The organism is Desulforamulus putei DSM 12395 (assembly GCF_900129195.1).
In the GTDB taxonomy this organism is placed as follows: Bacteria; Bacillota; Desulfotomaculia; order Desulfotomaculales; family Desulfotomaculaceae; genus Desulfotomaculum; species Desulfotomaculum putei.
In genome coordinates, this window is record NZ_FQUY01000009.1 from 63766 (window position 1) to 89852 (window position 26087).

The 26087-nt window shown below is 48.6% G+C and carries 26 protein-coding genes, 3 pseudogenes and 1 riboswitch; of the genes and pseudogenes, 2 read left to right on the forward strand and 27 right to left on the reverse strand.

All coding sequences use genetic code 11. The features are described from left to right. Nucleotides 1-138 precede the first annotated feature (138 nt). Entirely contained in the window at nt 139-327 is a 189-nt protein-coding gene (locus BUB67_RS07765) for a 4Fe-4S dicluster domain-containing protein (RefSeq protein WP_073238299.1), read from the reverse strand. A gap of 806 nt (nt 328-1133) precedes the next feature. Here BUB67_RS07765 and BUB67_RS07770 point away from each other — a divergent pair. Continuing rightward, complete coding sequence (locus BUB67_RS07770; protein WP_073238302.1) at nt 1134-1550, forward strand: YlbF/YmcA family competence regulator; 417 nt, start codon at nt 1134-1136, stop codon at nt 1548-1550. Between the two features lie 217 nt (nt 1551-1767). On the opposite strand, the gene BUB67_RS17390 is transcribed toward BUB67_RS07770, so the two are convergent. The 20 genes and pseudogenes from BUB67_RS17390 to BUB67_RS07860 form a co-directional block, all read right to left on the reverse strand. Further along, complete coding sequence (locus BUB67_RS17390) at nt 1768-2013, reverse strand: helix-turn-helix domain-containing protein (protein ID WP_159431818.1); 246 nt, start codon at nt 2011-2013, stop codon at nt 1768-1770. A 162-nt stretch (nt 2014-2175) separates the two neighbouring features. After that, a pseudogene (locus tag BUB67_RS07775) lies at nt 2176-3554 on the reverse strand (RecQ family ATP-dependent DNA helicase); the annotation flags it as partial. 49 nt (nt 3555-3603) lie between these two features. Beyond that, nucleotides 3604-4371 (reverse strand): transposase, encoded by a 768-nt coding sequence (locus BUB67_RS16875; protein WP_338011674.1) that lies wholly within the window; start codon nt 4369-4371, stop codon nt 3604-3606. After that, nucleotides 4317-4445 carry a hypothetical protein gene (locus BUB67_RS17190; protein WP_274377231.1) on the reverse strand — a complete coding sequence of 43 codons (129 nt, stop codon included), beginning with the start codon at nt 4443-4445 and terminating at the stop codon, nt 4317-4319. Before BUB67_RS17190 ends, BUB67_RS16875 begins: the two co-directional genes overlap by 55 nt. Before the next feature lie 42 nt (nt 4446-4487). Then, the gene (mutY, locus tag BUB67_RS07785) at nt 4488-5552 is read right to left on the reverse strand and encodes an A/G-specific adenine glycosylase (RefSeq protein ID WP_073238307.1); all 1065 of its coding nucleotides are present in this window, start codon (nt 5550-5552) and stop codon (nt 4488-4490) included. 107 nt (nt 5553-5659) lie between these two features. Beyond that, nucleotides 5660-5806: a hypothetical protein gene (locus BUB67_RS17195; protein WP_084127674.1), complete on the reverse strand. Its 147-nt coding sequence runs from the start codon at nt 5804-5806 to the stop codon at nt 5660-5662. 72 nt (nt 5807-5878) lie between these two features. After that, nucleotides 5879-7813, reverse strand: coding sequence for a TRAP transporter permease (locus BUB67_RS07795; protein WP_073238310.1), 1935 nt, complete (start codon nt 7811-7813; stop codon nt 5879-5881). Then, nucleotides 7794-8330, reverse strand: coding sequence for a DUF1850 domain-containing protein (locus tag BUB67_RS07800; RefSeq protein ID WP_073238313.1), 537 nt, complete (start codon nt 8328-8330; stop codon nt 7794-7796). The genes BUB67_RS07795 and BUB67_RS07800 overlap by 20 nt, the downstream gene beginning before the upstream one ends. A 15-nt stretch (nt 8331-8345) precedes the next feature. Next, nucleotides 8346-9320, reverse strand: coding sequence for a TAXI family TRAP transporter solute-binding subunit (locus tag BUB67_RS07805; RefSeq protein WP_073238316.1), 975 nt, complete (start codon nt 9318-9320; stop codon nt 8346-8348). Between the two features lie 234 nt (nt 9321-9554). Further along, nucleotides 9555-10712, reverse strand: a complete 1158-nt coding sequence (locus BUB67_RS07810; RefSeq protein ID WP_073238319.1) for an MFS transporter — start codon at nt 10710-10712, stop codon at nt 9555-9557. Between the two features lie 47 nt (nt 10713-10759). Beyond that, nucleotides 10760-11407 carry a deoxyribose-phosphate aldolase gene (deoC, locus tag BUB67_RS07815; RefSeq protein WP_073238322.1) on the reverse strand — a complete coding sequence of 216 codons (648 nt, stop codon included), beginning with the start codon at nt 11405-11407 and terminating at the stop codon, nt 10760-10762. Nucleotides 11408-11624: 217 nt separating this feature from the next. Further along, nucleotides 11625-12371, reverse strand: a complete 747-nt coding sequence (locus tag BUB67_RS07820; RefSeq protein WP_073238325.1) for a YkgJ family cysteine cluster protein — start codon at nt 12369-12371, stop codon at nt 11625-11627. A gap of 172 nt (nt 12372-12543) precedes the next feature. Next, a pseudogene (locus BUB67_RS07825) lies at nt 12544-13086 on the reverse strand (alanine:cation symporter family protein); the annotation flags it as partial. 420 nt (nt 13087-13506) lie between these two features. Then, complete coding sequence (locus BUB67_RS07830) at nt 13507-13926, reverse strand: PPC domain-containing DNA-binding protein (protein ID WP_073238329.1); 420 nt, start codon at nt 13924-13926, stop codon at nt 13507-13509. A 135-nt stretch (nt 13927-14061) separates the two neighbouring features. Beyond that, complete coding sequence (locus BUB67_RS07835; RefSeq protein WP_073238332.1) at nt 14062-14970, reverse strand: ABC transporter substrate-binding protein; 909 nt, start codon at nt 14968-14970, stop codon at nt 14062-14064. A 51-nt stretch (nt 14971-15021) separates the two neighbouring features. Further along, the gene (locus BUB67_RS07840) at nt 15022-15678 is read right to left on the reverse strand and encodes an ABC transporter permease (protein ID WP_073238334.1); all 657 of its coding nucleotides are present in this window, start codon (nt 15676-15678) and stop codon (nt 15022-15024) included. 46 nt (nt 15679-15724) lie between these two features. After that, nucleotides 15725-16402 (reverse strand): annotated as a pseudogene (locus tag BUB67_RS07845) (ABC transporter ATP-binding protein); the annotation flags it as partial. 181 nt (nt 16403-16583) lie between these two features. After that, nucleotides 16584-16727, reverse strand: a riboswitch (cyclic di-AMP (ydaO/yuaA leader). 384 nt (nt 16728-17111) lie between these two features. Continuing rightward, complete coding sequence (locus BUB67_RS07850) at nt 17112-17957, reverse strand: 1,4-dihydroxy-6-naphtoate synthase (RefSeq protein WP_073238337.1); 846 nt, start codon at nt 17955-17957, stop codon at nt 17112-17114. Next, nucleotides 17954-18658: a futalosine hydrolase gene (locus tag BUB67_RS07855; RefSeq protein ID WP_073238340.1), complete on the reverse strand. Its 705-nt coding sequence runs from the start codon at nt 18656-18658 to the stop codon at nt 17954-17956. Before BUB67_RS07855 ends, BUB67_RS07850 begins: the two co-directional genes overlap by 4 nt. Nucleotides 18659-18791: 133 nt before the next feature. Continuing rightward, complete coding sequence (locus BUB67_RS07860; protein ID WP_420795740.1) at nt 18792-19568, reverse strand: transposase; 777 nt, start codon at nt 19566-19568, stop codon at nt 18792-18794. Nucleotides 19569-19832: 264 nt separating this feature from the next. Here BUB67_RS07860 and BUB67_RS07865 point away from each other — a divergent pair, with 264 nt between their 5' ends. Continuing rightward, nucleotides 19833-21032: an iron-containing alcohol dehydrogenase gene (locus tag BUB67_RS07865; protein ID WP_073238346.1), complete on the forward strand. Its 1200-nt coding sequence runs from the start codon at nt 19833-19835 to the stop codon at nt 21030-21032. Nucleotides 21033-21320: 288 nt separating this feature from the next. On the opposite strand, the gene BUB67_RS07870 is transcribed toward BUB67_RS07865, so the two are convergent. The 6 genes from BUB67_RS07870 to BUB67_RS07895 all read right to left on the reverse strand — a co-directional run bounded on the left by BUB67_RS07870 (nt 21321) and on the right by BUB67_RS07895 (nt 25995). Then, a complete protein-coding gene (locus tag BUB67_RS07870) occupies nt 21321-21779 on the reverse strand; it encodes a YbaK/EbsC family protein (protein ID WP_073238349.1) in 459 nt (152 codons plus the stop codon). A 279-nt stretch (nt 21780-22058) separates the two neighbouring features. Then, the gene (locus BUB67_RS07875; protein ID WP_073238354.1) at nt 22059-22310 is read right to left on the reverse strand and encodes an S-layer homology domain-containing protein; all 252 of its coding nucleotides are present in this window, start codon (nt 22308-22310) and stop codon (nt 22059-22061) included. A 202-nt stretch (nt 22311-22512) separates the two neighbouring features. Continuing rightward, the gene (gene rlmH, locus BUB67_RS07880) at nt 22513-22992 is read right to left on the reverse strand and encodes a 23S rRNA (pseudouridine(1915)-N(3))-methyltransferase RlmH (RefSeq protein ID WP_073238357.1); all 480 of its coding nucleotides are present in this window, start codon (nt 22990-22992) and stop codon (nt 22513-22515) included. A 79-nt stretch (nt 22993-23071) separates the two neighbouring features. Beyond that, nucleotides 23072-24325, reverse strand: coding sequence for a UDP-N-acetylglucosamine 1-carboxyvinyltransferase (gene murA, locus BUB67_RS07885; protein ID WP_073238359.1), 1254 nt, complete (start codon nt 24323-24325; stop codon nt 23072-23074). Nucleotides 24326-24428: 103 nt separating this feature from the next. Continuing rightward, a complete protein-coding gene (locus BUB67_RS07890; RefSeq protein ID WP_073238362.1) occupies nt 24429-25328 on the reverse strand; it encodes a peptidase MA family metallohydrolase in 900 nt (299 codons plus the stop codon). Nucleotides 25329-25416: 88 nt separating this feature from the next. Beyond that, the gene (locus BUB67_RS07895; RefSeq protein WP_073238365.1) at nt 25417-25995 is read right to left on the reverse strand and encodes a tetratricopeptide repeat protein; all 579 of its coding nucleotides are present in this window, start codon (nt 25993-25995) and stop codon (nt 25417-25419) included. Nucleotides 25996-26087 lie beyond the last annotated feature (92 nt).

Consider the following 26087-nt stretch of genomic DNA (forward strand, 5'->3'; position numbering starts at 1 on the left):
ACCTCCTTTGGTTTTACCAAAGCTGCTTATCGAAGTTCATTGCGTAATTAGTGAATAAATTCTGGTTTGTAAAATTGTAACCTCGCATCCGCAAACCACTTCCCAACCCAACGCCAAACCGAATATGGCACCTGCCTATTATACTTCCTGCAGGGAACAGGCTTCGTTCGGACAGGTTACCACACAGGTTTCACACCCCATGCAGTCTGTCTCTGCCCCTGTTACCTCCGCTTTGCCGTCAACCATGCCCAGGATACCTGCCGGACAAGCATCAACACATTCGCCACAGCCTTCACATTGGTCGGCATTTATTGATACAACATACATTCCACATCCCTGGTCTCTAAAACTTGCGCATACTCACTCAAAATATAGCGTAAGTTTTTACCCGTCCGACTAACGGGCGGCAGTGTCACAGGATTCAACTGCTGGGCCATAGACTCTCGTCTATGTTCCGGGTGATTACCTTGCGATTCACCGCCGTCAGCTTATGCTGTCCGTACTGCCCGGAAAGGGTGTTACCCCCGCCTGTTTCCTAATGCCTCCACGTCCGACTTTCACTATGTGTCTTTGCGACGTTTCATCGGCTGCACTACCAAGAAACCTTTCTCCTTTCTTAATAATATAATGATTATGTTTAATTGATTTTACATAGGTTTTTCGGAAGCTGCTTTTACCTCCTTTTGATGAGTATTTTAAACTTCATTGGGGTGGGCTTGGGGTGGTTATACCTCAGATGATCAGTTGGCTACAATCTGAAGTCTGGGACGGACATGCATATATAATGCCTATTTCGTTGTAACTTAAATTATTCCTTCTTAAATCGTCACTTTTTTTTGACAAAGGAGCTGCTGCAATGATTGGCACAGGCAAAGAAAGTCGATATTACATACAGTAGGACAACTACTATAGAAATATAACATTGATTCCCTTACTGCGTAAAGATGTTCTTATTGTCTTGCCAGGACAGAATTACCACGTTTTTCGGATTTTCTCCGGTATGGTTGTATAATCAAAGATAAGGTTGGCCTTCTCAATTTATTCCAGGTTTTTTCATTCTAAAGCTTGTTTTGGCTTTTTTGAGTAGGATTTTCTGTATCGTTGGAGAAAATAACAATGTGGAGGTGAGAGATATGTCGGTTTATGATATGGCCATTGAACTGGGTAAAAAGTTATCCACCACCGAGGAATATCAAAGGGTTTTGGAAACTCAACGGGCGGTTGCCCAGGATAAAGAGGCCCGTGCCCTGGTGAAGGACTTTCAACAACTGCAGCAGTCCTACCAGCGCATGCAGATGATGGGCCACCGGCTGACCCAGGAAAACCTGAAGACCCTGGAGGAGGCGGAGAAAAAGGCATCCGCTCATCCTTTAGTGAAGGATTACCTGGCTGCTCAGGCCAATTTTTATGAGGTTGTCAACGAAGTAAACTTAAAAATACAAGAGGGTTTAAAGGGCGCTCCGGCGGCAGAACAAACCCAAAGCCAGGGCGGCTGCAGCTGCACCTCCAACGACGACGGCGTCTGCGGCGGTTCCTGCTCCGGCTGCTAACCCAATTCAAGTCGGGGACGGTTCTTGACTTGAATTCACAGCAACCAGACCAAGAGGTTGGGAGATCTCCCAACCTCTTAATCTTCTCAATTCAAGTCAGGGACGGTTCTTGACTTGAATTTGGTTAAGCCTGTCCGTCCAAATTTAACTGCTTGCGCCTACAAGCATCCCTTTAAGCGGCTAAAAACAGTCGGAGCCAAACTGTGGAGTTTTGCCCTTACCCTAACTTCTTGTATTTGCAAAGCACTGCCTTAATGGCCAGATAATCTACTTCTTCGGGTAATGCATCTTTTATGGGTTTTAACCGTTCCGCTCCCAGTTCTTTGATTTTTTCCAGAATTAAAGTCTCATACTGTTTGGGAATCATGGTATCCCAATTAACCTGATAGCCTTCCAGCCCGCACCTTACCAAGTGATCCTGAACCGTAGCAGGTTTGAGATTCCTTTTTCGCGTTTCGCGCAATCTCTTGAACGGAATAACCCTGCCGGAACAGCTGCCATGTCACCACATGGCTGGGGGGGCCTTCTCTTTGGCATATTCCCCTGCCCCGGTTTGTACCGTCTGTGTAGAAATACTGTTTTGGCCTGCGTATTTGAGAATGACTTCTAAAAATTCCTGTCCGTAACGTTCAAATTTGGCCTGTCCCACGCCCTTGACGGAAAGCATCGCCCGTTTGTTTTGCGGAAGGTGTCGGCACATTTCCCGTAAAGTGCTGTCCGCAAAGACGATATAGGGGGGAACTTGTTCTCGCCGGGCAATTTGTTGTCGCAATTGGCGGAGTTCTTCAAACAGCAAGTCGCTGGTGGTATGTTTTTGTTCTTTTCTCGGTACTTTCAGTAAAAATTTTTCCTGGTTTTTTAATATAGGAATATATTTTCTTAAACACCACGAGGTGTGGCAATAGTCAACCATGGCCTGGAGTTTCCGGTATTCAAAAGTTTTTCTTGCTTCCGAAAGTGAACTTTGTTCAATTAAAAATTTTTGCACCTGAATGTCCTGGGGGTTAAATAATAAGATGCATTCACCCGGTTCACCGTCCCGGCCGGCCCGGCCTGCTTCCTGATAGTAGGACTCCATACTTTTCGGCATGTTGTAATGAATGACATACCGTACATTTGATTTATCAATACCCATGCCGAATGCGTTGGTGGCTACCATGAGGGAGATATCGTCATATAAAAACATCTCCTGGTTTCTGATTCTTTCGGCATCGTTTAATCCTCGTGGTACTTTCCCACCGCAAAGCCTTTTTTTCTTAAGTACTCGTGCAGGGCATCCACTTCTTTTCTGGTGGCTGCATAAACGATCCCGGCCTGTCCCCGACGGCATGCCAGGTAGTTAACCAGAAAATCCCTTTTGTTTTCGCCCCGCAACACGGAAAAAAACAAGTTCTCCCGGTTAAAACCGGTACTGTATACCAGGGGATTTTTTAGGGACAGCAACCGCACGATATCCTGTATTACCTCCGGCGTTGCGGTGGCCGTAAAGGCTGTCACCACCGGCCTGCGGGGCAGTTCTTGGATGAACGGGGCGATGGCCAGGTAACTGGTTCGAAAGTCGTGGCCCCACTGAGATATGCAGTGGGCTTCGTCGACGGCCAGCATGGATACCTCCAGGGATTTCAGTTTTGCGCGAAATCTCGGGGACTCCAGACGTTCAGGGGCCACATAGATAAGTTTGTATTTCCCCTGACAGGCCCGGCGGATTCTTTCTTCGAATTCTTCCTGGTCCAGGGAACTGTTGATATAGGTGGCTTCAATACCCAGGCTGTTGAGAGCATCCACCTGATCTTTCATAAGGGATATTAATGGTGAAATAATGATGGTGATCCCGGAAAACATCAGTGCGGGTATTTGATAGCAAAGGGATTTTCCCCCGCCTGTAGGCATAATACCCAGAGTGTCTGATCCTTGTAAAACACTGCTAATGATTTTCTCCTGCCCGCTGCGAAAGGAAGAATAACCATAATACTGTTTTAATATCTCCCGTGCCCGATCTAACACAATTTCACGTCCTTACATTAGGTGAACCGTTTTGGTCCGGACTTTTATTTTATCTCTTGAGGATTTTACTCACAGAAGATTCGCTCAGGCCTCCGAATAATATTCCAATATCACGCATCCCAAAGTTAAAACTTCTTTTTACTTGTTTAATGGCCTCGTTTCTCGCTTCCGCATGAGGTGTTCTTTTGCTTATCAGGTCAGACGCCCGTACATTATATTGGTTGGCAACGGCCTCTATGAGGGACATCACTTGCAAGTTGTTGACCGGTTCCTTTGTTGTTTCGTCTTCTGCATCCGGAAAATCTAAGATGGCCGGACATTGTTCCCCTGCGGGTTCACCATCTGTGCCACGTTGAACATACTCCATGTATTTCCTGCATGCCTTAGCATCATCATCAGAAAAATATTTCAGGACCAGGGAAGTGTCAACCAGGTTCCGGGGGTTACCATCCCTGCCTATGTAGACGGAATAACTGCTCCATGGATAATGCGCCGCATCCTTTACCATTTTGGCCCGCACCGGATTCAAATGAATATATCGTGTAACCTCGAGCAAATACCGGTCATTATCAATCACTTCACTTCTAAAGCGATCTTGAAACAAATGTCCGCACCTTTCATATTTACGGTTGAAATACATGACATAACTAACGTTGAGGCTCTTCATAATTTGGGAAATGTCACTGCCGTTTGTGTCCACGACTAGATGGACATGGTTGTTCATAAGGCAATAGGCATAGAATTTACAGTTAAATTTATCTTTTATTCCGGCCAGTGTATCAAGAAACCTCTGCTTGTCCCGATCATCCAGGAAGATATTTTTTCGTTCATTGCCCCGTTGGATGACATGGTAGGTACAATATTCTCCTTAAGCCGTGGAATTCTGGGCATTACCTGTCCTCCTTTCAATTAGTAATAGTCCCAAACACAAATTCAAGTCAAGAACCGTCCCCGACTTGAATTTGTGTTGAGGAGGGTGTTTTTGATTTTTTGGAAGGCTGTGGGGATGGCGATGGTGTTAAGTTCTTGCAGGGGAATCCACTGCAGGCGGGTCTCTTTGATTGTCTCTGCGGGATCAAGCCGACATCGGTATATTTTCATTTCCCAGATTAAATGTGTAAACTCATGCTTTGTGTCCATCCAGTGAGAGTCCGGAAAGATGTCTACTCCATACTTTATTTTAAATTTTTCGCAAAATTCCTTCTTATTTTTTCCTTCAACACCAGGAAACTCCCAAAGTCCCCCCAGGAGACCATCCGCAGGCCGCTTGTTCATCAAAATCCGATCTCCCTGTTGAATAAGGGCAATATATCGAATGACGCTTTTCCGGGCGGGCTTCTTTTGCTTACTAGGCAAGGCATTTTGAAGGTTTTCTTGAAAGGCTTTACAATCTTGCCGGATGGGGCAACCGAAGCACTTGGGGGCGGTCGGCAAACAAACCAGCGCACCTAATTCTATGAGGGCCTGGGTAAAGTCGCAGGCCTGCTCAGCAGGAAACGCTTGTTTGACCAGATTTTCTACTTCCTTTTTGACAGCAGGTTGACTGATGTCTTTTTTAAGCAAGTATAATCTTGACATCACCCGGAGCACATTCCCGTCGACGGCCGGGTAGGGTTGGTTGTAGGCTATGCTCATGACGGCCCCTGCGGTATATGGCCCGATCCCCGGCAGGGCCAGAACCTCCCGGTAGGTTTGCGGAAACACCCCCTGATGGTGCCGGACGATTTCTCCGGCTGCTTTATGCATGTTCTTGGCCCGGGTATAGTAGCCCAGTCCTTCCCAGTATTTGAGAACCTCATCGATATCTGCTTGCGCCAGATCCCTCACCGTAGGAAAGCGCTCCAGAAACCGAGTATAATATGCCAGCACCGTATCCACCCTGGTTTGCTGCAGCATGATTTCCGAAATCCAGATGGCATAGGCATCCTTTTGTCGCCGCCAGGGCAGGTCCCTTTTGTTTTCCAAGTACCAGTTCAGTAAAAGTTTAACCCAGTCCATTGTTATGTACCCCGTTGTAAAAAGTCATTTTTGGCGTCGGTTTCATGGTAGTGCTAACTGCCAATTCAAGTCAAGAACCGTCCCCCACTTGAATTGGGAGACGGTTCTTAGTCTTTGCTTTTTATGATGAGCAGTTGGCCTGTGGCGATCTCCACTTTCCCTGTTTCCTCCTGCAAAACTTTGCTGATGCCCAGGGAGTGGCCTAGGGTCAGGGTGGCCCGGTGCAGAGGATATTGGAACCCGATAAGGGTAATACCGTATTATTTGTTATAGTAACTGTACCAGCGGTTGGCTGTTTTGTAAATGGCTGGCGTGTATACATGAATTCAAGTCAAGAACCGTCCCCGGCTTGAATTTAGGATGTAGGCGATGACCAGCAATCCCAGGCCCACCAGGTCGGTTACCGGGTTGGGATCAATCATCAGCAACCCGCCGACGAAGAACAGGATCCGTTCCGCCCGGCTGGCCTGGGCGATCAGGTAGCCGGAGATGCCTGCTGCAACCGCTGTCATGCCAATCAAGGAAGTGGTCATCATCAGCAGCACCTTGGGCAAGGTGGTATTAATGAGCAACAGGGACGGGGACAGCACAAAGATATAGGGGATCAGGAACGCTGCGACAGCCAGCTTGGAGGCTTCGACGCCGGTTTTCATGGGGTTGCTTTTGGCGATGCCCGCTCCGGCAAAGGCGGCCAGAGCCACCGGCGGCGTGACGTCTGCGATAATGCCAAAGTAGAATACAAACATATGGGCTGCCAGCACAGGCACTCCCAGTTGGACCAGGATTGGCGCTGCGATGGTGGAGGTAATGACGTAGTTGGCGGTGGTCGGTACGCCCATGCCCAAAATGATGGAGGTAATCATGGTAAAGAACAACGTGGGCAGCAGTTGGCCGCCGGCCAGGTCAATCAGGGCGGAGCCCAGTTTCAGGCCCAGGCCTGTCTTGGTAACGACGCCGATAATAATGCCGGCGGTGGCGCAGGCAATCACCACGCCCAGGGCTGACCTGGCCCCCTCCTCGAGACCCTTTACAATATCCTTTAAGGAAATACGGGTGGAGCTGCGCAACATGGATGCGCCGATGGCCAGGGCAATGGCCCATAAAGCGGCATTCATGGGCGAACGGCCGGATACCAGCAGGTAAACGATGGCCACCAGCGGAATAGCCAAATGACCCCTTTCCGCCAGGATGCTGCCAATTTTGGGCAACTGATCCCGGGGAATCCCTTTTAACCCGGTCTTCCTGGCTTCCAGGTGAACGCCGATCCAGATACCGGTAAAATACAGCAGTGCAGGAATGGCCGCTGCTTTTACGATATTTACATAGGGTGTGCCCACCATTTCAGCCATTAAAAAGGCGGCGGCGCCCATAATGGGAGGCATCAACTGGCCGCCGGTAGATGCGGCTGCTTCCACCGCCCCGGCAAATTCCGGCCGGTACCCCAGTTTTTTCATCATCGGGATGGTCAGACTGCCGGTGCCGGCCACGTTCCCCACGGAGCTACCGGAAACCGTACCCATCAACCCGCTGGAAAGCACCGCCACCTTGGCCGGGCCGCCGCTGGCCCAGCCGGCGATAGCATTGGCCAGGTCAATGAAAAACTTGCCCAAGCCGGTCTTTTCCAGGTAAGCCCCGAACAAAATAAACAGAAAAATAAAGGTAGCTGAAACTCCCAAGGGAATCCCGAACACGCCTTCGGTGGTATAGAACAGGTGACCTACCAGACCGCTCAGAGTTGTTCCCTGGTGGGCAAAGGCCCCCGGCAGGTAAGGGCCGGCAAAGGCATAGCCCAGAAAGAGGGCTGCCACAATGACAATGGGCCACCCCACCACCCGACGGGCCGCCTCCATAACAAACAAGATGCCCAGGGTGCCCACCAGCATGTCGGCGGGGGTGACAATGCCGGCACGCATGATCAGGTCTTTATAAAAAATAACAATATACAGGGGTCCAGCCACGGCCAGTATGGCTAAAAGCCCGTCAAACCAGTGCAGGCGATTGCGGGGCCAGCTTTTTCTGGCGGGGTACAGGAGGTATACCAGAGCCAGGCCGAAGGACAAATGAACCGCCCGCTGTATCTGGGCGTCCAGCACCCCGAAGACGGCTGTGTACAGCTGGAAAAGCGAAAAAGCCACGGCGATGACCGCTATGGCGATGCCGCCCAAGCCGCTGATACGCCGGAAGTCCGACTCACGGTCGTATTTGGCCATGAACTGGTCTATATTAAACTGGTCTTGCGGTTTATAATTGCGATCTGTCAAGCTTTACCTCCTTCCAGATGTTTAGCGCTATGATTTTGGCAAGGGAACAGGGTTTGGCCTGTAGTGCGATTAATGAACCGGGCGGGAAGTAATCTTTGAAATCATATCGCTTGCCCCGGTAAACCAGCGCATGCCGGGTCAGGGGCATAAAAGCCATGTTTATTTGTTTAAAATGCCGGTTGATGCCCGATAAAACATACACGCCGCTGCGATTTTCCAGTTTGCCTTCCTCCGGCAAAAAGGGGGTTCCCACACCCAGGGCTTTAAAGGTGGTGGAAGTGAGCAGCAAATCATTCCCCGGTGCGAGAATAAAATGCTCCTGCACCGGGGTTTTATTAACGGAATGAATATATTCAACGGTAAAACTTTGATCAAATAACATGGGCAACAGGAGAACCGGTTCTCCCTGCTGACTGCTTAAAAGGAGGGTGGGCAGCGGTACCAATAATAAAACTGCCAGGACAATTGATGCCAGCACCCAAATCCGGCCGGTCCGCCGCCTGAATAACCCTGTCATTTTTACACCGGATCCTTACTTCTCGTTGAAGTATTTCTCTGCCCCCGGGTGCATGGGGATGGAGATGCCTTCTTTGGCGGTTTCCTTGCTAATCAGTTTGCCCACGTTATGGGCAGCCTTCAGTTGATCCAAATGGGTGAAAATGGCTTTGGTAATATCATAGGCGGTTTGTTCGTCCATTTTATCGGTCACCACCAGCATGGCCTTGGCGCCCAAGGAGGTTACATCCCGGTCCTGGTTCGGATAAGTGCCGGCAGGGATCACAACCTTGGAGTAGAAAGGATATTTTTTGGTCAGTTGATCTGCTTTATCATCGGCAATGGACAACAGAACCACCTTGTGCTGGGCAGAAATGTCCTGGATGGCAGCGGTGGGGAAACCGGCGGTGACAAAGGCGGCGTCAATGTTGCCGTCTTTCAGGCCGTTGGCTGCTTCGCCAAAGGACAGGTACTGGGGTTTGATGTCTGCAAAGGTTAAGCCGTGCGCTTCCAGCACGTGCTGGGCATTGGCGGTGACGCTGCTGCCGGCGGCGCCCACAGCCACTCGCTTGCCCTTCAGGTCGGCAATGCTCTTAATACCGGTCTTATCCAGGGTTACAATCTGGATGGTTTCGGGATAAATGGCCGCCAGGCATTTTAAACCGTCCACCTTTTTATCCTTAAACATTTCGGTGCCGTTAGCTGCATAATAGGCAATGTCGTTTTGCACGAAGGCCATTTGCACGTTGCCCTGGGCTAACAGGTTTATATTGGCTACGGAAGCGCCGGTTGACTGGGCGGTGGCGTTGGCGCCGGGGAGGTTCTTATTTAAAATTTCAGCAATGGCGCCGCCCAGGGGGTAATAGACGCCTGCTGTACCGCCGGTAGCAATGTTAATAAACTTCTTTTCCGCTGCTTTTTGGCCCCCGGATTGGGAGCATCCGGTAATCAAGAGCGCCAGCATGGTAATGGCTGCCAGCAGGACCAGTCCGTGTTTTTTTAATTTCAGCATGTAATCCTCTCCTTTTATGTAGTTTGGTTGGTGTATTTTGTAATCTGTATTTTTGGCTGCCCCCCCTTTGATATAATATTTTAATCACTTTGTTCCCTTGGCTGTCTAGTTATTTATACATATATACTATTTTGTGTTAACAACAAAAAATCCTGCTGTGCTGAATAGCAGAATTTAATGTATTTGTTGGTAACGTTATAAATATACAATATACAAAAGGATTGTACGAGTGTTTCATGGGCGGTCAGCGGAAGCTGCGGTTTTGGCCCGGTGTTTTATCACCAGCAGGTTAAACGCCGCCACCGCCAGAAGCACCAGACCGCAAGAGGCAGCATACAAAAGCTGCGGCCCGAAGTGATCCATGATAAAGCCGCCCAGCAAGGAGCCCGCAATGCCGGCCAGTCCTCCCCCAAAGGTGGCCAGCAGGCCCTGCCCGCTGGCCCGTAAAGCCGGCGGTACAATCTTGCCCATGTAGGAAACCCCTGCCATGTAAAACAAGCCGAAGGACAACCCGTGCAGCAGTTGGATGACAATAATTAGTTGTGGGTCGCCGGCAATGGCAAACAGGAACCAGCGCAGCGCATAGGCGCCCGCCGCCAAGGCCAGCAGCACCGTTTCGTTATAGCGGGCCAGCAGCAAGCCAAACAGGGCAAAGACAGGAATTTCGCTCAGAGGCCCCGTTGTCCAGGCCCAACCCACCTCGGCCTCGGTGCCGCCAATGCTGCGGACTAATATACCCATAAAGGCATCATTGGCCTTGTTGGTGGTATTGACAAGGGCTATAAAAATCAGCACATACAGTACTTCCGGTCTCTGTAATAGTTCTTTAAATTGGGAGGCCGTGGTTGTCTTACCGGAGGGCGGCACGTCCTTGACCAAAAAGATGAGCAGGATGGAAATCAGCAGCAACCCTTGGTACAGCCCTTTCATCCATTCTATGCCCACCACCGCCAGTAATTCCCCGGCGGCTAAAGCAGTAACGGCAAAACCAAGGGAACCCCAAAGCCGGTAGCTGCCAAAATGTTTCCCTGATTTCTTTGAATTGGCCAGGATCAGGCAGTCCAACTGGGGGAAGGAGGGCAGGAAAAAGGCATAAAAGCCAATTACCGTGGGTACCAGCAGGCTAAAGGAACGCAAATGAAAAAGTAGGAAACTGAGTATCAGGCAGGCGGTAAACTGCAGTAAGAGAAGCTTCTTCACGGTCTGCAGGCGGTCACTGAGATAGCCCCAAGGAGACTGCACCAGGATTGACACACAGGGTCCCAGGGCCAATAATATGCCGATTTGACTGTTGGTCAAACCCCGGGAGTCAAAATATAACGGCAAAAAAGGGACAATAATCCCCACGGTGGTAAAATAAGTAAATATAAGAAGCTTTAACTTCCACTGCAAATTTTCCATCTCCCAAACAAAAGGGGCTTATTCCCTTTAGCAATTGCTTATTCTGTAACAATCTTTACCCCGCTGCTGGTGCCAATGCGGTTGGCGCCGGCCTCCACCATTTGCAGGGCCTCGGCGGCAGTTTTGATGCCGCCGGAGGCTTTTACGCCCATGGTTTCCCCGACGGTCCGCCGCAGCAGGGCCACGTCTTCCGGGGTGGCCCCGCCGGTTCCAAAGCCGGTGGAGGTTTTCACAAAATGGGCCCCGGCCCTTTGGGCTAGACGGCAGGCCATCACCTTTTCTTCCTCCGTCAGGCAGCAGGTCTCAATGATCACTTTTACCGTGTGACCGCCGGCTGCCTGGACAACCGAGGCAATGTCCCGCTCCACATATTCATAATCCTTTGCTTTTAAAGCCCCCAGGTTCAGGACCATATCAAATTCCGTCGCCCCGTGCAGGAGGGCCTGGGCAGTCTCAAAGGCCTTGACCTCCGGGGTGGCGGCCCCCAGAGGAAAGCCGATGACGGTACAAACCGGCACGCCGCTGTCTTTCAGCAGCGCTGCCGCCAGTCCCACGTAGCAGGGATTGACACATACCGAAGCAAAACGGTGTTCCCTGGCTTCCTGACAGAGTTTTTCAATTTCTTCCGGAGTGGCCGCTGCCTTGAGCAAAGTATGGTCGATGAGTTGATGCAATCTATGGTCCATTTTTTGTTCTCTCCTCGCATGATTAGGATTAAAACCCAATTAGAATTATTTTACCTGGAATATTTTGTTTTGTATAGCGCCGACAAGGGCAACAATTAGGATGCCTTAAAGTACTTGTTTTCCTTGATGGTTTTTACCTTGTCCCGAAAAAAAGAGCAGCGGTCATAATATTTTGAGGTGCAGCAGTTGCTTTTGTAAAAGTGTTTATTTCTCTTGTCTACGTCAAAACCCCTTCATGGGACAGACCGGTATAAGCCAAGCCCCCTCCCTGTAAAAATCCCAGGATGGGCTGAAAGTTTTCCAGGGTCATGATTTTACGGCAAATATTTTGTTCACCCAGCAGCAGAAGCAACCAGATTTCAAAGGGCGCCACGGTTAGCGAAACAATTCCCTGCCGGTTGCTCCATGTCAGGGGCCAGTTCAGCTCCACACTGCCTTTAGGACCATCATCATAATAATAAACCAGGTTGGTAATGGTAAGCTGTTTTACCACCGATTCGAAATTGCACCATTCCCCGAAGCTTGCAAACTGCCTGCTGCGTTTGTTACAAATATGATCGCCAAAAATACTCCGGCGGCAAAGCAGGGGGCGTACTGGGTAGATGGAGCAACCGGCTGCTTCATGAAAGGGACAGTAATTTCTGCCGTCTCCCCGCAAGCGGCCCAATTGCCGGTAAAAGAATTGCCGTTGCCGTTCTTCCGTCCGGCTTGCCAGGTAGGGCAGCAAGTAGAAAAATTCGATGGGCCGGCAGGCAAAGGGAAAGTCCCTGCAGCACTGACCGCAGCGGTCACACCCGTCGGCATCCGGATGGCTTTGGATAATATTATGCATTAAATGAAGCTTGTTCTCCCAGATTTCGGTGGTGGCTGACCGGGGAAAAAATTTATGACCCGATCGTATCTCAGGCGCCATACGGTGCCACTTGGCATATAACTGTTCATAATTTAGGGGCAGCCTATCCATCTTTTCACCTGCTCTTTTGGCAGTATCATACCACGGCAAGGCAGGCTGTCGTTAAGAAACTTTTCTAAATATTTCGTCAAATTATACCTGAGTTATGGTCCTTGGCTGGTTTTCCCGGTTAAATAAAGATGAAAGACATAATCAGCCCTCCCGGGTGACTATGTCTTTTACTTTAAACGGCTTGGCTTGCTTTACTGTATTGTTTCTTTTCTCCCCAGCACTCAATATTCTTCAGCCCCTGGATGCTGTCCCTGTAAAACACAGGATCAAGGCCCTGTTTCTTCTGCTGCATGTAATCATTGAGCGCATTTATGGCTGTGCTGCCAAGCAACGCGATGGCAATTAAATTGGTGATGGCCATCAGCGCCATAAACAGGTCGGCCATGTCCCAGACAATGCCGATCTTTGCCACCGACCCAAACAAAACCATGCCGATAACAGCCAGCCGGTAAACCGTCAGCCAGGTTTTACTCTCCTTGATAAATTCAATATTGGTTTCCCCGTAATAGTAGTTGCCAATGACGGAGCTAAAGGCAAAGAGGAATACCACGATGGCTACAAAACTGCTGGCCCAACCACCGATATGGGAACTGAGGGCCGCCTGCACAAGTTCAACGCCGGTGAGCTTGCCCCCGGGTTGATAGGTGCCGGACAGCAGCACGATAAAGGCGGTGGCGCTGCAAACCAGCAGCGTGTCCACAAATACGCCCACTGATGCAGAAGGCTCCAAATGATGAAATTCCTTTTTGCTGTTTCGATCCACCTACCCCGTCACCCAGCAATTTCACCATTTCTCCAAGATATCTGAATTGAACAAAGTTGGTTCTAAAGGTAAAGTAAATACCCAATCCGATCAATAGTGCGATTAGTACATAAGTCCACAAAATATCGTTAGAACTTGCGTAACAAGGTGCAACTTCTTAGCTGCACGCACTTTGATGACACAACATTCAAAATAACATCAAACTCACACAATGTTTTAATATCTACTCATATGTAGAACAAAAAGCCCTCCGCTATGGAGGGACCTTTAAATAGACAAGTCATCTTTCGCACCAGAGTATAAATTTTACCTATTGCACCTTCCATACAAACAGCAGGGTGTAACCCCAAGGGCTTGCAATCAATGGCGTGATTAAAACTTAAAAAGATTTAAGCCGATTTCCTCACTGAAAGCTCTGTCAAGGTGGCCGTCAATCACGTCTATGACGATTTCACTGGTGGCGCTTACAACGGCCGAAGTTAAGTGCCCGCCAAAGGCATTGTAGGAGGGGTCTGTTAGGGTCACATGCAGGTGCAAATAAACTTCCCCGTTCATTTCGGAGATGTTCCCTACTAGGGCGGAGATTTCCATATCTCCGATGAATTCTTTAGGATGGTATGTTTTGGTGGCGGTTTCAAACAAACCCACCACGGCTTTATTGACTGCGCCAATGCCCGACACAGCCCCCAGCCGTATGCCGTTTTCTTTGCAAAGGATTTTGAGGCACGTCAGGATTTCCTCCCCTTTGTCCAAACGCACCACAAACTTGTTGCCGAATCTTTTATATTTCATCCGTAACCCTCCTGCACATTTTACTTCATTATATAACAAATTTACCTTGACTAAATCCTTATAAAGACATCGGCCAGGCAGCATAATTTACCGTTTTGTTCGTGGGGCAGCTGTTTTACCTATTTACCTTTATTTTTAAATCAGCCCTTCCTTCTTAAGCCATGCTTCAGCTACATCTTTGGCTTTTTTCTTCTCAACATCAACCTGGGCGTTTAATGTTGCCATTTCCCGGTCATCAATCTTTCCTGCCAGTTTATTTAAAACCTCTTCAAGTTCCGGATGCTTCTTGAGAGTTTCTATTCGTACCAGAGGTGCCGCGTAATAGGGCGGGAAGAAATTTTTATCATCTTCCAGTATAACCAGATTATGCTTAACCAGCATACCGTCTGTGGAGAACGCGTCAATTAAGTCTACTTGTCCTTCAACCAGCGCTTTGTACTTAAGGCCCGGATCCATTGCTTTGGCATCTTTAAAATTAAGTTTGTAGGTTTCCTTCAGACCTTTCAGTCCATCAGCACGCTCCAAAAACTCCTGCTCGGTACCAAAAGTAAGTTTATTAGCAACGGCTTGCAGGTCTGATATTTTTTTGAGATTGTATTTTTGTGCTGTTTCCTGAGTTACAGCAATTGCGTAGGTGTTGTTAAAACCAATGGGTTCTAACCATTCTAATTTATATTTTTGGGGAAATGCAGCCTTCACCTTTTCATATACCTTTTGCGGGTCAGACATTACTTTTTCGCCCATGATGTTAACGAGGCCAGTACCAGTGTATTCAACGTATGCATCCGCATTGCCGTTCTTAACAGCGTTAAAGCAAACATCCGTACCGCCAAGGAAGGACTTAACGGAAACCTTTTGGCCTGTGTTCTTTTCAATCAATACCCCTACCAGGTTTGCCATAATATCCTGTTCTGTGAAGTTCTTCCCTACAACGGTGATCTCGTCCGTCGCCTTGGAACCTGTCAGACTGGAGCATCCCACGATCGTAGTCACAACCAGCGCCAACATGAGAAACCCTATTTCTCTAAGCATACCCTTCTTCATAATGTAACCATCTCCTTTAGTTAGATTTTTAAGCCGATTGTGCAAGCACAATCAGGCTGTTTGTTTCTTACGAATCCGAAGCCCTTTTGGCGTTACGCGCCAATCTATTAAGGCCAGCACAATGTCAAATAAAACGGCCAACACAGCTGCCGGTATGGCACCTGCCAGTATAATCCCGGTATCTACCATGGCAATACCTCGCAGAATTAGATCTCCCAGTCCCCCTGCCCCAATGAAAGCAGCCAGCGTAGCCATTCCAATGGTCATCACCGTGGCAGTCCGAATTCCGGCGAAAATTACCGGACGTGCCAGAGGCAGTTCGACCATTTTCAGCATCTGTGCATTGGTCATTCCCATCCCACGGCCTGCTTCTAACAAGGATTGATCTACATCAAGAATCCCTGTGTACGTATTTCGCATAATTGGCAGCAGCCCGTACAATGTCATGGCAATGATGGCGGGAAGTTTTCCAATTCCAAAAACGGGAATCATAAATCCCAGCAAGGCCAGACTGGGTATCGTTTGAATAACAGATACAATTCCCAGTACAACTCCAGCCAGGTAGCGGTAACGGGTTAATAAAATCCCCAGGGGTACTGCGATAACAACAGCCCAAAACATTGCCACTGCCGACAATAGGATGTGTTGACCGGTAGCGCCTAAGATATCAGGCCAACGATCCACTAAAATCACAAGCAATTCATTCACTGGCTAGCCACCTCCTGTAAATAAGGTTTGGCAAGCACGTCTACCAAACTTGATCGGGTTTGCCCTGTTGAACCACTTTACCATTCTGCATAACGATAATTTGATCTGCTATCTTTAGGGCCTCATCCATGTCGTGGGTTACGAAAACGATAGTTTTATGAAGCTCTTCATTGAGCCGGATCAGCTCGTCCTGAAGTTGTTCCCGGGTAATCGGGTCCAAGGCTGAAAACGGCTCATCCATAAGAATAATAGGGGGATCACTCATCAAAGCGCGGGCAACACCAACGCGCTGTTGTTGACCGCCTGACAGTTCTGCCGGATAACGGTCTCTGTAGAATTCCGGATCCAGTCCTACCATTTCTAGCAACTGATTAACTTTATGGATGTCAATTGCTTTTTTACCGCCTTTCAAACGGGGAACCAGAGAAATGTTTTCAGCAATGGTCATATGTGGAAAAAGCCCGATTTGCTGAATCACATAGCCTATTCCACGCCGCAACTCCACAGGATCAACCTCCCGGATGTCCTGTCCGTTTACTAAGATCATTCCGGAAGTGTATTCTATCAACCGATTAATCATTTTCATGGTGGTCGTTTTCCCACAGCCGGAAGGGCCAACAAAGACTACAATATTGCCCTCTGGGATTGATAGATTAAGGTTATCAATCACAACGTAATTGCCATATTGTTTACGTACGTTTTTAAACACAATAGCATCTCGCAAAATCGTTCCTCCTTTTCTCCAGTATTGATAATAAAAAAGCCCTAGCAAAAAGGCAGGGCCAAAAAAGGTAAGACCCCAACAAAACGGCAGGAAAATTAAAAGGACCCTGCCATTTGATTAGGGTCAAAGTAGAATAATTAAGTAGAATAACTAAAGTAGAATAGCTATAGAACTAAAGCGTCATTTGACCCATCTAAGCTGACGAGGTTAGCTGACGGGCTCGGGAAGATGGTTCCCTACAGTAAGCTATGTGCCACTGATTCGCCCCAATAAGTGGTTCCCCCGCTTTCCAGTATACCAACCGGAAATTAAGCTTTTTAAATGTATGTTAATGTATGTATATACTATAACGCATTTAGAATTTTTTATCAAACAACCTTAATGATAAATACAGTGTGTCAGCACCCAAATTTAAAACAGGAAATCCCAACGAAAAAAATTTTCCTGATATTATTTGCCCAGGAGTTTTTCGGACACGGCGGTGTTGTTATTGCAAGCTAGGGTGCCTGGCGCCTGGTTTGTTAACTGGATCTGTTAATACCGCCAATATTACAAACCTGGCAGTTAATCTGCTGCTGCTGTTACTGTCACACTGATATCTATCTTTCTTTGGGTTGTGAAAAAACTGCCTTTAACAAATGTTGTTAAAGGCAGTTTTTTGCTATAACTCTTGTGATGGCGCTGTACAACGTTGAAATCGACAAAAGGCTTATTTATAATGCAGCGCTGCCAAATCCACCTTTGGTACGAGCCCTTCCTGAGCGGCGCGGCTCAGCAGGGTTGCTACCGCCCGGTAGCCGGTCTCCCCGATATTCTCAGTGAACTCGTTTACGTACAGATTGATGTGTGCCTGTGCTACTTCAGGCGACATCTCTTGGGCATGGTGTAGTACGTACCGCTGCGACTCCTCCGGGTGCGCCCATGCATATTTCACCGATGACCGAATCCAGCCGGCGATGGCAGCCAGGTCCAGTTCCCGTCGGGCAACAATGGCTCCCAGGGGGATGGGCAGGTTGGTTTCAGCCTCCCACCAACTGCCTAAATCGACCAACAGGTTTAGTCCATAGGAAGGATAGGTGAAGCGCGCCTCATGAATCACAAGCCCCGCATCAACAAAGCCATCACGTACCGACGGCATAATCTCGTGGAACGGTAGAACTACAATCTCGCCCACTCCCCCTAGCACATGTTGAGCCGCCCATAACCGAAAAAGTAGGTAGGCCGTTGATCGTTCACTGGGTACGGCCACCCGTCTGCCGGCGAGCATTGCTGGGTCCTTGATGCTCCCTGCTCTGGTTGACACCAGCACCAGTGGCCCGCATCCCCTACCCAGCGCACCACCGCATGGCAGCAGTGCGTACCGGGATAATGCCCAAGGTAGAGCTGCGTATGAGATCTTGGCTATTTCCGGCCCGTCGGAGCCAGCAACCAAACTGTTCGTAATGTTGATATCCGCGTAGGTAACATCAAGCTTTGGCGCACCGGGGATCAGTCCGTGTACCCAGGCGTAAAAAACAAATGTGTCGTTGGGGCAGGTAGAGAAAGCGATTTTCATCGTAACACCTCCGATAATACCGAGCTGGCAGTTTTTAGAACATCCAGCGCCTCTTTGATACGCCAGGCAGCCCGATCCCGTGGGCCGACCAGGTTTGAGATGGCGCGAATCTCCAGAATTGGTATCCCACGGTCTTGTGCAGCAAGGGCTACGCCATACCCCTCCATCGCCTCGGCGGCGGCCCCCGGCACCCGTGCAGCCAGCTCAGCAGTACTTTCATCGGTGCCCGTCACCGTCGATACAGTAAGCACAGGGCCAGTATGGACCGACAACCCGGCGGCGAACAGTGCCTCAGTCACACCCTTTACCAGGTTCGCATCGACCGGGATACGGGTGGAGCCAAAGCCCAACTTGTCCAAACTGCAAAAGCCTTCCGGGGTTTCTGCACCCAAGTCAGCGGCAACAATCTCATTTGCCACCACCAGTGAACCCACCTCAGCTTTTCCAGGAAAGCCCCCGCCGATACCCGCGCTGATAACCAGGTCATATTCGGCAGATGCCAATACCTTTGCAGTACTCACTGCGGCCATGACCGGGCCGACGCCCGCCACCATGACATCAAATCTTGCATCGCCATCCAGGCCGCGCAGCACTGCATCCCTCTCCCCCGACACAGCGGTCATCACCAGCACACGCGTACCAGTCTGCAGCCTGTCTGAATGGAAATTGTTTAGTTTTGCAGCATTTTTCTTTAAATTCATTGTATTCTCCTCGAAGACTCAAGGGGAAGACTCAAGGGGACGGTTCTCTTGAGTCTATGCCCTTGGGGAAGACTCAAGGGGACGGTTCTCTTGAGTCGACTCCAAGAGACTCAAGGGGACGGTTCTCTTGAGTCTATGCCCTTGTAATGACACTTTGGGATATCCCGGTTATTCTCGCTATTTGTCTGGTGGATATCCCTTGAATCTGCTTAAGCTTTCTTAACACTTCATCGCGCTTATCTTTCTCAAGTTTGCGGAGTTCTCCGGCTGCTTTTAAGTTTCCATACCTTTCTATTATCTCCTTAGCCTCTTTATCCGATATTTTTTTCGTCTCATTTATATCAAGAAATGGGCTGTCATCACTTTGATTCATAAATTGAACAAATATGCCCTTCGCCCTGCTAAGATCCTCTGAGAGTATATTAAATATTAGTGCGGGCTCAATGATTTTTTCCTTACCAAGATACTCGCCATAACTGCTCCATTTGTATTCCTTAATATGGTTAACTATCTTCGCTTTTAGTGGGTTTTGGTGTATATACCTTAGTACGGTTAACAAATAACTATCATCTTCCACAGGTTCACTCATATACCTGTCTTGAAACAGATGCCCGCACCGTTCATATTTCCTGTTATACCAATATACATAACTGGCACCAATTCTTTTCATTGCGTCGGCTAAAATTTCCTCACCTTCTTTTATTAGAAGGTGTATATGGTTGTCCATCAAGCAGTATCCGTACACCAGGTACCTGCATATTTCTTTGTATTTATTAAGTACCTGCAAAAATTTCTCTCTATCCTCATCATCTTCAAATATGCTCTGTCTGTTTATACCTCTCAGCATGATATGGTAAATCCCTGTTTTACTGCTTTGCCGGGCCCGCCTTGGCATGCTCTCACCCCACATGTTTTCCTAACCATCAGCCGCTTAAAAACAAAATTTAATATAGGGTGTTTTCTTCTATATATTAACAAATAATCCTTGTGCCAAGTAAAAAATAGAAGCTTGAAGTTTTACCTTAAGCTATCTGGTGCGAAAAATTAAATTTGCCGGCAAACAAAGACTCGAAAGAACCGTCCCCTTGAGTCTCCCAGTCATTAAAATAAATCTTCCAGGAAACAATATAATCGGGTTAAAATGAATCGCTAAAAGAAGATAGGAGGGCTTGTCATGTGGGAAACAAAGATACCCATAAACGAAGTAAGGGAGATTAGAGTTAAAACTACGGTCTACCTGGGCGTTGGTGCCATCAAGAAAATTTACGATATCGCCAGTGAGATAAAACAAAGGGGTCTAAGCAAGGTTGTTGTTGTCTGCGGAAAAGCGTCCTACATTAAAACCGGAGCCTGGGATGATGTTAAGAAAGCCCTGGATGACAACGCTATCGATTATGTTTTATACGATAAGGTGACACCCAACCCTACGGTGGATCAAGTGGATGAAGCTACCAAGCTGGCATTAGAATTCGGGGCCACGGGTGTGATTACCATCGGCGGTGGCAGCCCTATTGATGCAGCCAAAAGTGTTGCCATTTTGATGAAGTATCCGGACAAAAATGCCAGGGATTTATATGAATATAAATTTAGTCCGGATATGGCTGTTCCCATCATTGCCATTAACCTTACTCATGGTACAGGTACAGAGGCAGACCGTTTTGCGGTGGTCAGCATTCCCGAAAAGGACTACAAACCGGCCATCGCCTATGATTGCATTTACCCCCTCTACGCCATTGATGACCCCGCCCTAATGGTAAAACTTCCGGAGAATCAAACCCGCTTCGTAACCATTGATGCCCTTAACCATATTATTGAAGCAGCCACCACCAAGGTAGCCAGTCCGTTTTCTGTTTTATTGGCCAAGGAGACCGTCCGGTTGATTGCCAGGTATTTACCCCAGACACTGGCCCATCCGGGGGACTTAACTGCAAGGTATTATCTATTGTATGCTTCCTTAATAGCAGGCATCGCCTTTGACAACGGCATGCTGCACTTTACCCATGCCCTGGAACACCCCCTTAGCGCCGTGCAACCAAATTTGGCCCACGGCCTGGGTTTAGCGGTTATTCTTCCAGCGGTAGTCAAGCAAATTTACCCCGCTAAACCCGAAATACTGGCCGATGTGCTTTCACCCATTGTTCCAGATCTCCAGGGAATTCCTGCGGAAGCCGAAAAAGCTGCCAGGGGGGTAGAAAAGTGGCTGTTTACCGTGGGGGTGACAGAAAAATTAACGGATATAGGATTTAAGGAAACAGACATCGCTAAATTAACAGACCTGGCCTTTACCACACCCAGTTTAGATTTATTATTAAGCCTGGCGCCCATTACCGCCGACAGAAAGACAGTGGAAACCATCTACCGGGACTCGCTATAACTAAAAATCACCCGTGAAGTGTTTCAGGTGTCAAGGTAAGATCTTGTGCAGAAAAAAGCCTCCTGGATACCGTAAATTCTTGCGGTTCCAGGAGGCTCATTTAGTCTACAAGCTGAAGATATAGCATTTGTTGAGATATAGTTTCATAATGATATCCGATGGGAAAGGCAGAGAATCACGGTAATAGTTCCCCCCTGCATCGGACTAAGGGTTGATCAGGCAACAAACGAGAGCGAACAGCATGGAAACTGCGGAGGTTGCTTTCTTTGAACCGTCCCCTTGAGTCACTTAATCTTTCGATACATCCACCCACTGTCCCCCGGTGATGTCCTTCAGTTCATCCACTTTTAACTCGACGGCAGCATTTGTTTCCCCCGCTGCCGGAAAAACACGCTCATATACTTGTAAGGACTTGTCTAAATAAATAGGAACTGGCTGTTTCAACCCAAAGGGGCATACCCCGCCCACGGGATGTCCTGTCACCGCCATGACCTCGTCAACTTCGGGCATTTTTGCCTTAGTTTGAAAAACATCTTTAAACTTTCGGTTATCCAAACGCTTATCCCCGGCCATCACAATCATTATATAATCATCTTTAACTTTAAATAACAATGACTTGGCAATTTCTCCATGGGTTACTCCCAAGGATTCGGCCGCCTTCGCAACGGTACTTGTATCTTCAAAGGTTAATATTTCCACAGGCTTTTTTCGCTGATTGAAAAACTCAATTACAGCTTGTACCGACATAACGTCCTCCCTATAAGATGCGACTATCTACTACATACCAACAACCCTATTTTGCCTTAATCTTTTTAAAATAGCAAGATAGGTTGTTCAGTTTTCATGCATAGCGCCAAGTACATGTTGATAGCCTGGCAGTTTATTCTCGTATTCGGACATTATTTATTCACATAAATTATGATTCATGCTGCATTCCCATCCAAGTTGTAAAGGGAATCCTGCCAGATAAAGGCCAGTTGTCCTTGCCCTTTAAAGGTTTCTGCATCAACCTGCGGGGGAGTGTAGTTATTTATAACCCTGGCTGTTCGGTTTAATATTCCCGCCATTTCTGCCTGGTTGGTTAAATGTGTTAGGGCCAGTGCCTTTCATAATACCTTCCTGAGATATAGAATCAATGTCTTCCTTCGCCCAGTGATTCTGTGTATCGTTGAAGTTTGAAGCAAAGGCCTGGGCTGGGCTCAAAAGGATAACAAGTAGAAGTATGAGTATGATATGGTAAATCCCTGTTTTACTGCTTTGCCGGGCTTGCCTTGGCATGTTCTCACCCCACATGTATACGTAACCATCAGCCGCTTAAGCAAAATTTAATATTGGGTGTGTTCTTGTGACAAGATAAAATAGGAGCTTGAAATTCGCTAAACTCTTGGCGCTAAATATTAAGTTTCCCGACGCTTGAGACTCAAGAGAACCGTCCCCGTGAGTCAAGAGAACCGTCCCCGTGAGTCCGTGAGTCTTGCCGTTACTTATGGTATGGTTCATTTTTCATTATCTTAAACCACCGGTAAATTTGCTCCATCAGCATTAATCTTATCAACTGATGCGGAAAGATTAACTTGGAGAAAGATAACAGCAGATCGGCTCGTTCAATGATCATTGAGGCCAGCCCGACGGAGCCGCCAATAATAAAGGTGACATCGCTGCGGCCGTTAAGGGCCAGGGCCTGGAGCTTGTCCGCCATTTCCTCCGACGAGTACATTTTGCCCCGCGGATCGAGGACAATAAGGAAAGTTCCCGGCCGGAGTTTTTTCAGCAAACGGTCGGCTTCTCTTTGGCGGACCTGGTCTGCGATGGCCGGGGAGGCGTTTTCGGGGCAGGGTTCGTCGGGAACTTCGGTGATGTCTACTCTGGCATAGGGGGTCATGCGTTTGAGGTATTCTTTAATCCCTTCGGAGAGATATTTTTCTTTGAGTTTACCGACGGCCAGGATGGATATTCTCATGGTGGTCTCCTGAATAAAGGTTATAAAGAAAGGCGTGCCTGTGGCACGCCCATTGGTAGTTTTTCCTGATGTCTTTAGATTATTCCCTGCGGATGCGGGCGCCGAGGCTGGTGAGTTTTTGTTCAAGGTTTGCGTAGCCGCGGTCGATGTAGTTTACATTGCTGATCTCGGTCTCTCCCTGGGCCATCAGGCCGCTGATCACCAGCGCCGCGCCCGCCCGGAGGTCGGAGGCTTTGACTTTGGCCCCCTGCAGGGAGGGTACCCCTTCGATGACGGCCATACGGCCTTCCACCTTGATGTTAGCGCCCATGCGTTTTAGTTCATCGGCTACCCGGAAGCGGTTTTCAAAGATGTTTTCCACAATGATGCTGGTACCGGGTACCGTGGAAAGGAAAGACATCATTTGAGACTGCATGTCGGTGGGGAAGCCGGGGTAAGGCATGGTCTTGATATCAATGTTTTTGGGCTGCAGGTTGGTTGCCTTGATGTGGATGGTATCCTCCCCTTCCAGGACTTCCACATTGGCTTCCCGCAGCTTGGCGCTGAGAGGTTCCAGGTGGCGAGGAATGACGTTTTCCAGCAGCACATCGCCCCTGGTGGCAGCGGCGGCAACCATGAAGGTCCCTGCCTCGATGCGGTCGGGAATAACGGAATAGCGACCGCCCTTTAAGCGAGGCAAACCTTCAATTTTGATTAAATCGGTACCGGCCCCGCGAACTCTGGCCCCCAAGGCGTTGAGGAAGTTGGCCAGGTCAACAATTTCCGGCTCTTTGGCTGCGTTTTCAATAACTGTCTGGCCTTCGGCCAGGCAGGCGGCCATCATGATGTTTTCGGTGGCCCCTACACTGGGAAAGTCCAGGTAAATCCTAGTTCCTGTCAGGCGTCCGGTTTTTCCCTGAATAGAGCCCCGTTCCAGATTTAGTTTTGCTCCCAGGCCAACCAGGCCTTTAAAGTGCAGGTCCATGGGTCGGACCCCGATATTGCAGCCGCCGGGCAGAGAGACGGACGCTTTGCCGTAACGGGCCAGCATGGGTCCCAGCAACAGGTTGGATGCCCTGAGCTGTTTTACCAGTTCGTAGGGCGCCTCTTCCGTCAACTGTTCGGGGCTGCGGAGGGATAATGTATTTTCCTCCAACCAGCGAACTTTAACACCCATGGTTCCCAAAATTTCTAGCAAAATCCGGACATCACTGATATCCGGGACGTTCTCTAAAACAACCTCATCCTCCGCCAACAAAGCGCCGCATAAAATAGCGAGGGAAGCGTTCTTGGCACCACTTATCCTGACCTTACCATGGAGCGGTTGTCCTCCTGCAATTATAAGGTTGCTCAACTGTTTTGACCTCCTAATTAGGTATCGCTCCCCGAATCAACAGTAATGTATTCTCTAAGTTACCGGATAATTCCTGCTTGTTCAGTAATTCAGGCCAAAAGTCCTACAATTTGCGCAGTTTTTCTTGCTCCCGCGACCAGTGCTGATAATTTTTTTCAAATGTCTCCATTTTTACTCCCAGTACCTCGGGTATCGCACGGTCTATTTTATTGTTTTGGGCCAGACTCTTCAGAATGTTTTTTATAGATGCTTCGCCATAGACTTCTGCCACATAACGGACGGCCAAATAGGACTGCCGGTAGGCCAGAGGCTGGTTGGGCAGGTTATCAAAATACATGTCCATTTCATCCAGGCGGTACAGGGGCTGGTCCAATGAGGCTTCCATATCTTGAAATTCAAAACCGGTTAACTTATATTCTTCATACTGGGCGATTCCCTCGGTAAACCAGCGGGTGTAGTTGCCTGCGGTGACATAGTCCACTACCAGGTGGGTAAACTCATGGGCCATAGGACCTGCATTCATAAACTCCTCCCGGTAGAAATGAGGGTCTTCTTCGGTAACCCATACGTTGGGGGAGAGAACACGAATAACGCCGGTCCAGTAGACGCCCATGGCGCTTTCGTTGGCCTGCCAGCCGAAATTACGGTTCAACTCCGCTCTGGAAGGATAAACAATCACAGGGATCTTTGACCGGCCGGCATACCCGTATTTCTCGGCAATGGGGCTGTAGAATTTCTCGGCGGCTGCCAGCACTAACTGAGCGTCTGCCTCATTTCCTTCGGTGTAGCGAACGATAAAATGCTCCCCGTTTAGAGTCTCCATATGGCGGGTGGTCCACAGGGCTTTTTGTTTTAAACCCTCCCTGAAAACCGTATAGGCAGCGGATCGCACGGCGTTTGGCAGTTTCACAAAAAAGGCCGCCAGGACAATGAAGGCAGCCAGGGTAATTCCTAAAAAACGGTGCATTCCAGCCGCATCAGTGTTTTGCACAATGCCGGGCATAGCAGCACCTCCTTCTAACCAATTAATCAGTTCTATTATATTACCATGGAGGCGCCGGTCCTAGTGGAAATATAAAGAAGCCGGACAATCATTGTCCGACTTCCGTCTGCCAACTTTCAATGGATTTGCGTGCTTCTGCCGCCTTTGGTCCTTCCTTTTGTGTCTGCAGAACCTTTTCCATATGGGCTATGGCAGCAGTGTAGTCCTTTTTGGCCGCCAGCAGCTTGGCATATTGAAAATTGACATCGGGGTTGGCGGGTTCAATCTCCAGCGCTTTCTTTAATTCCTGCTCCGCTGCCCCGAGGTCGCCCTGTGTGTAATACAACAGCGCTAGGTCCTGACGGGCAGCGACATCCCCGGGGTCCAGCTTTATCACTTTTTGATAGGTTTCCCTTGCCTGATCCACTTTGCCGGCTTGACTGTAATAGGAAGCCAGGGAGAGCAGCAGCCCCTTGTCATTGGGTTTCTCTCTGGACTGTTCTTCCAGTAATTTAATCCGTTCTTCCGGGGTGGCGGGGGCCTGGGACTCTTTCTGAGCGCCGCCTAAACCGGACCAGACCACTGAGGAACCGATTAAGCCCAGTGACAGAACCGCCACCAGGACTCCGAAAACAATCCGCTGCAGGCGTTTTTGCCTGGCCCGGGGAGATAAATTCTTAAAGAACAAAGGTCATCACCTCAGTCTGTTGCCGGTAATTGCTATGGACAATCATAACAAATTGTTTAAAAAAAGTAAACCTCCCGTGCAACATCCGGGAG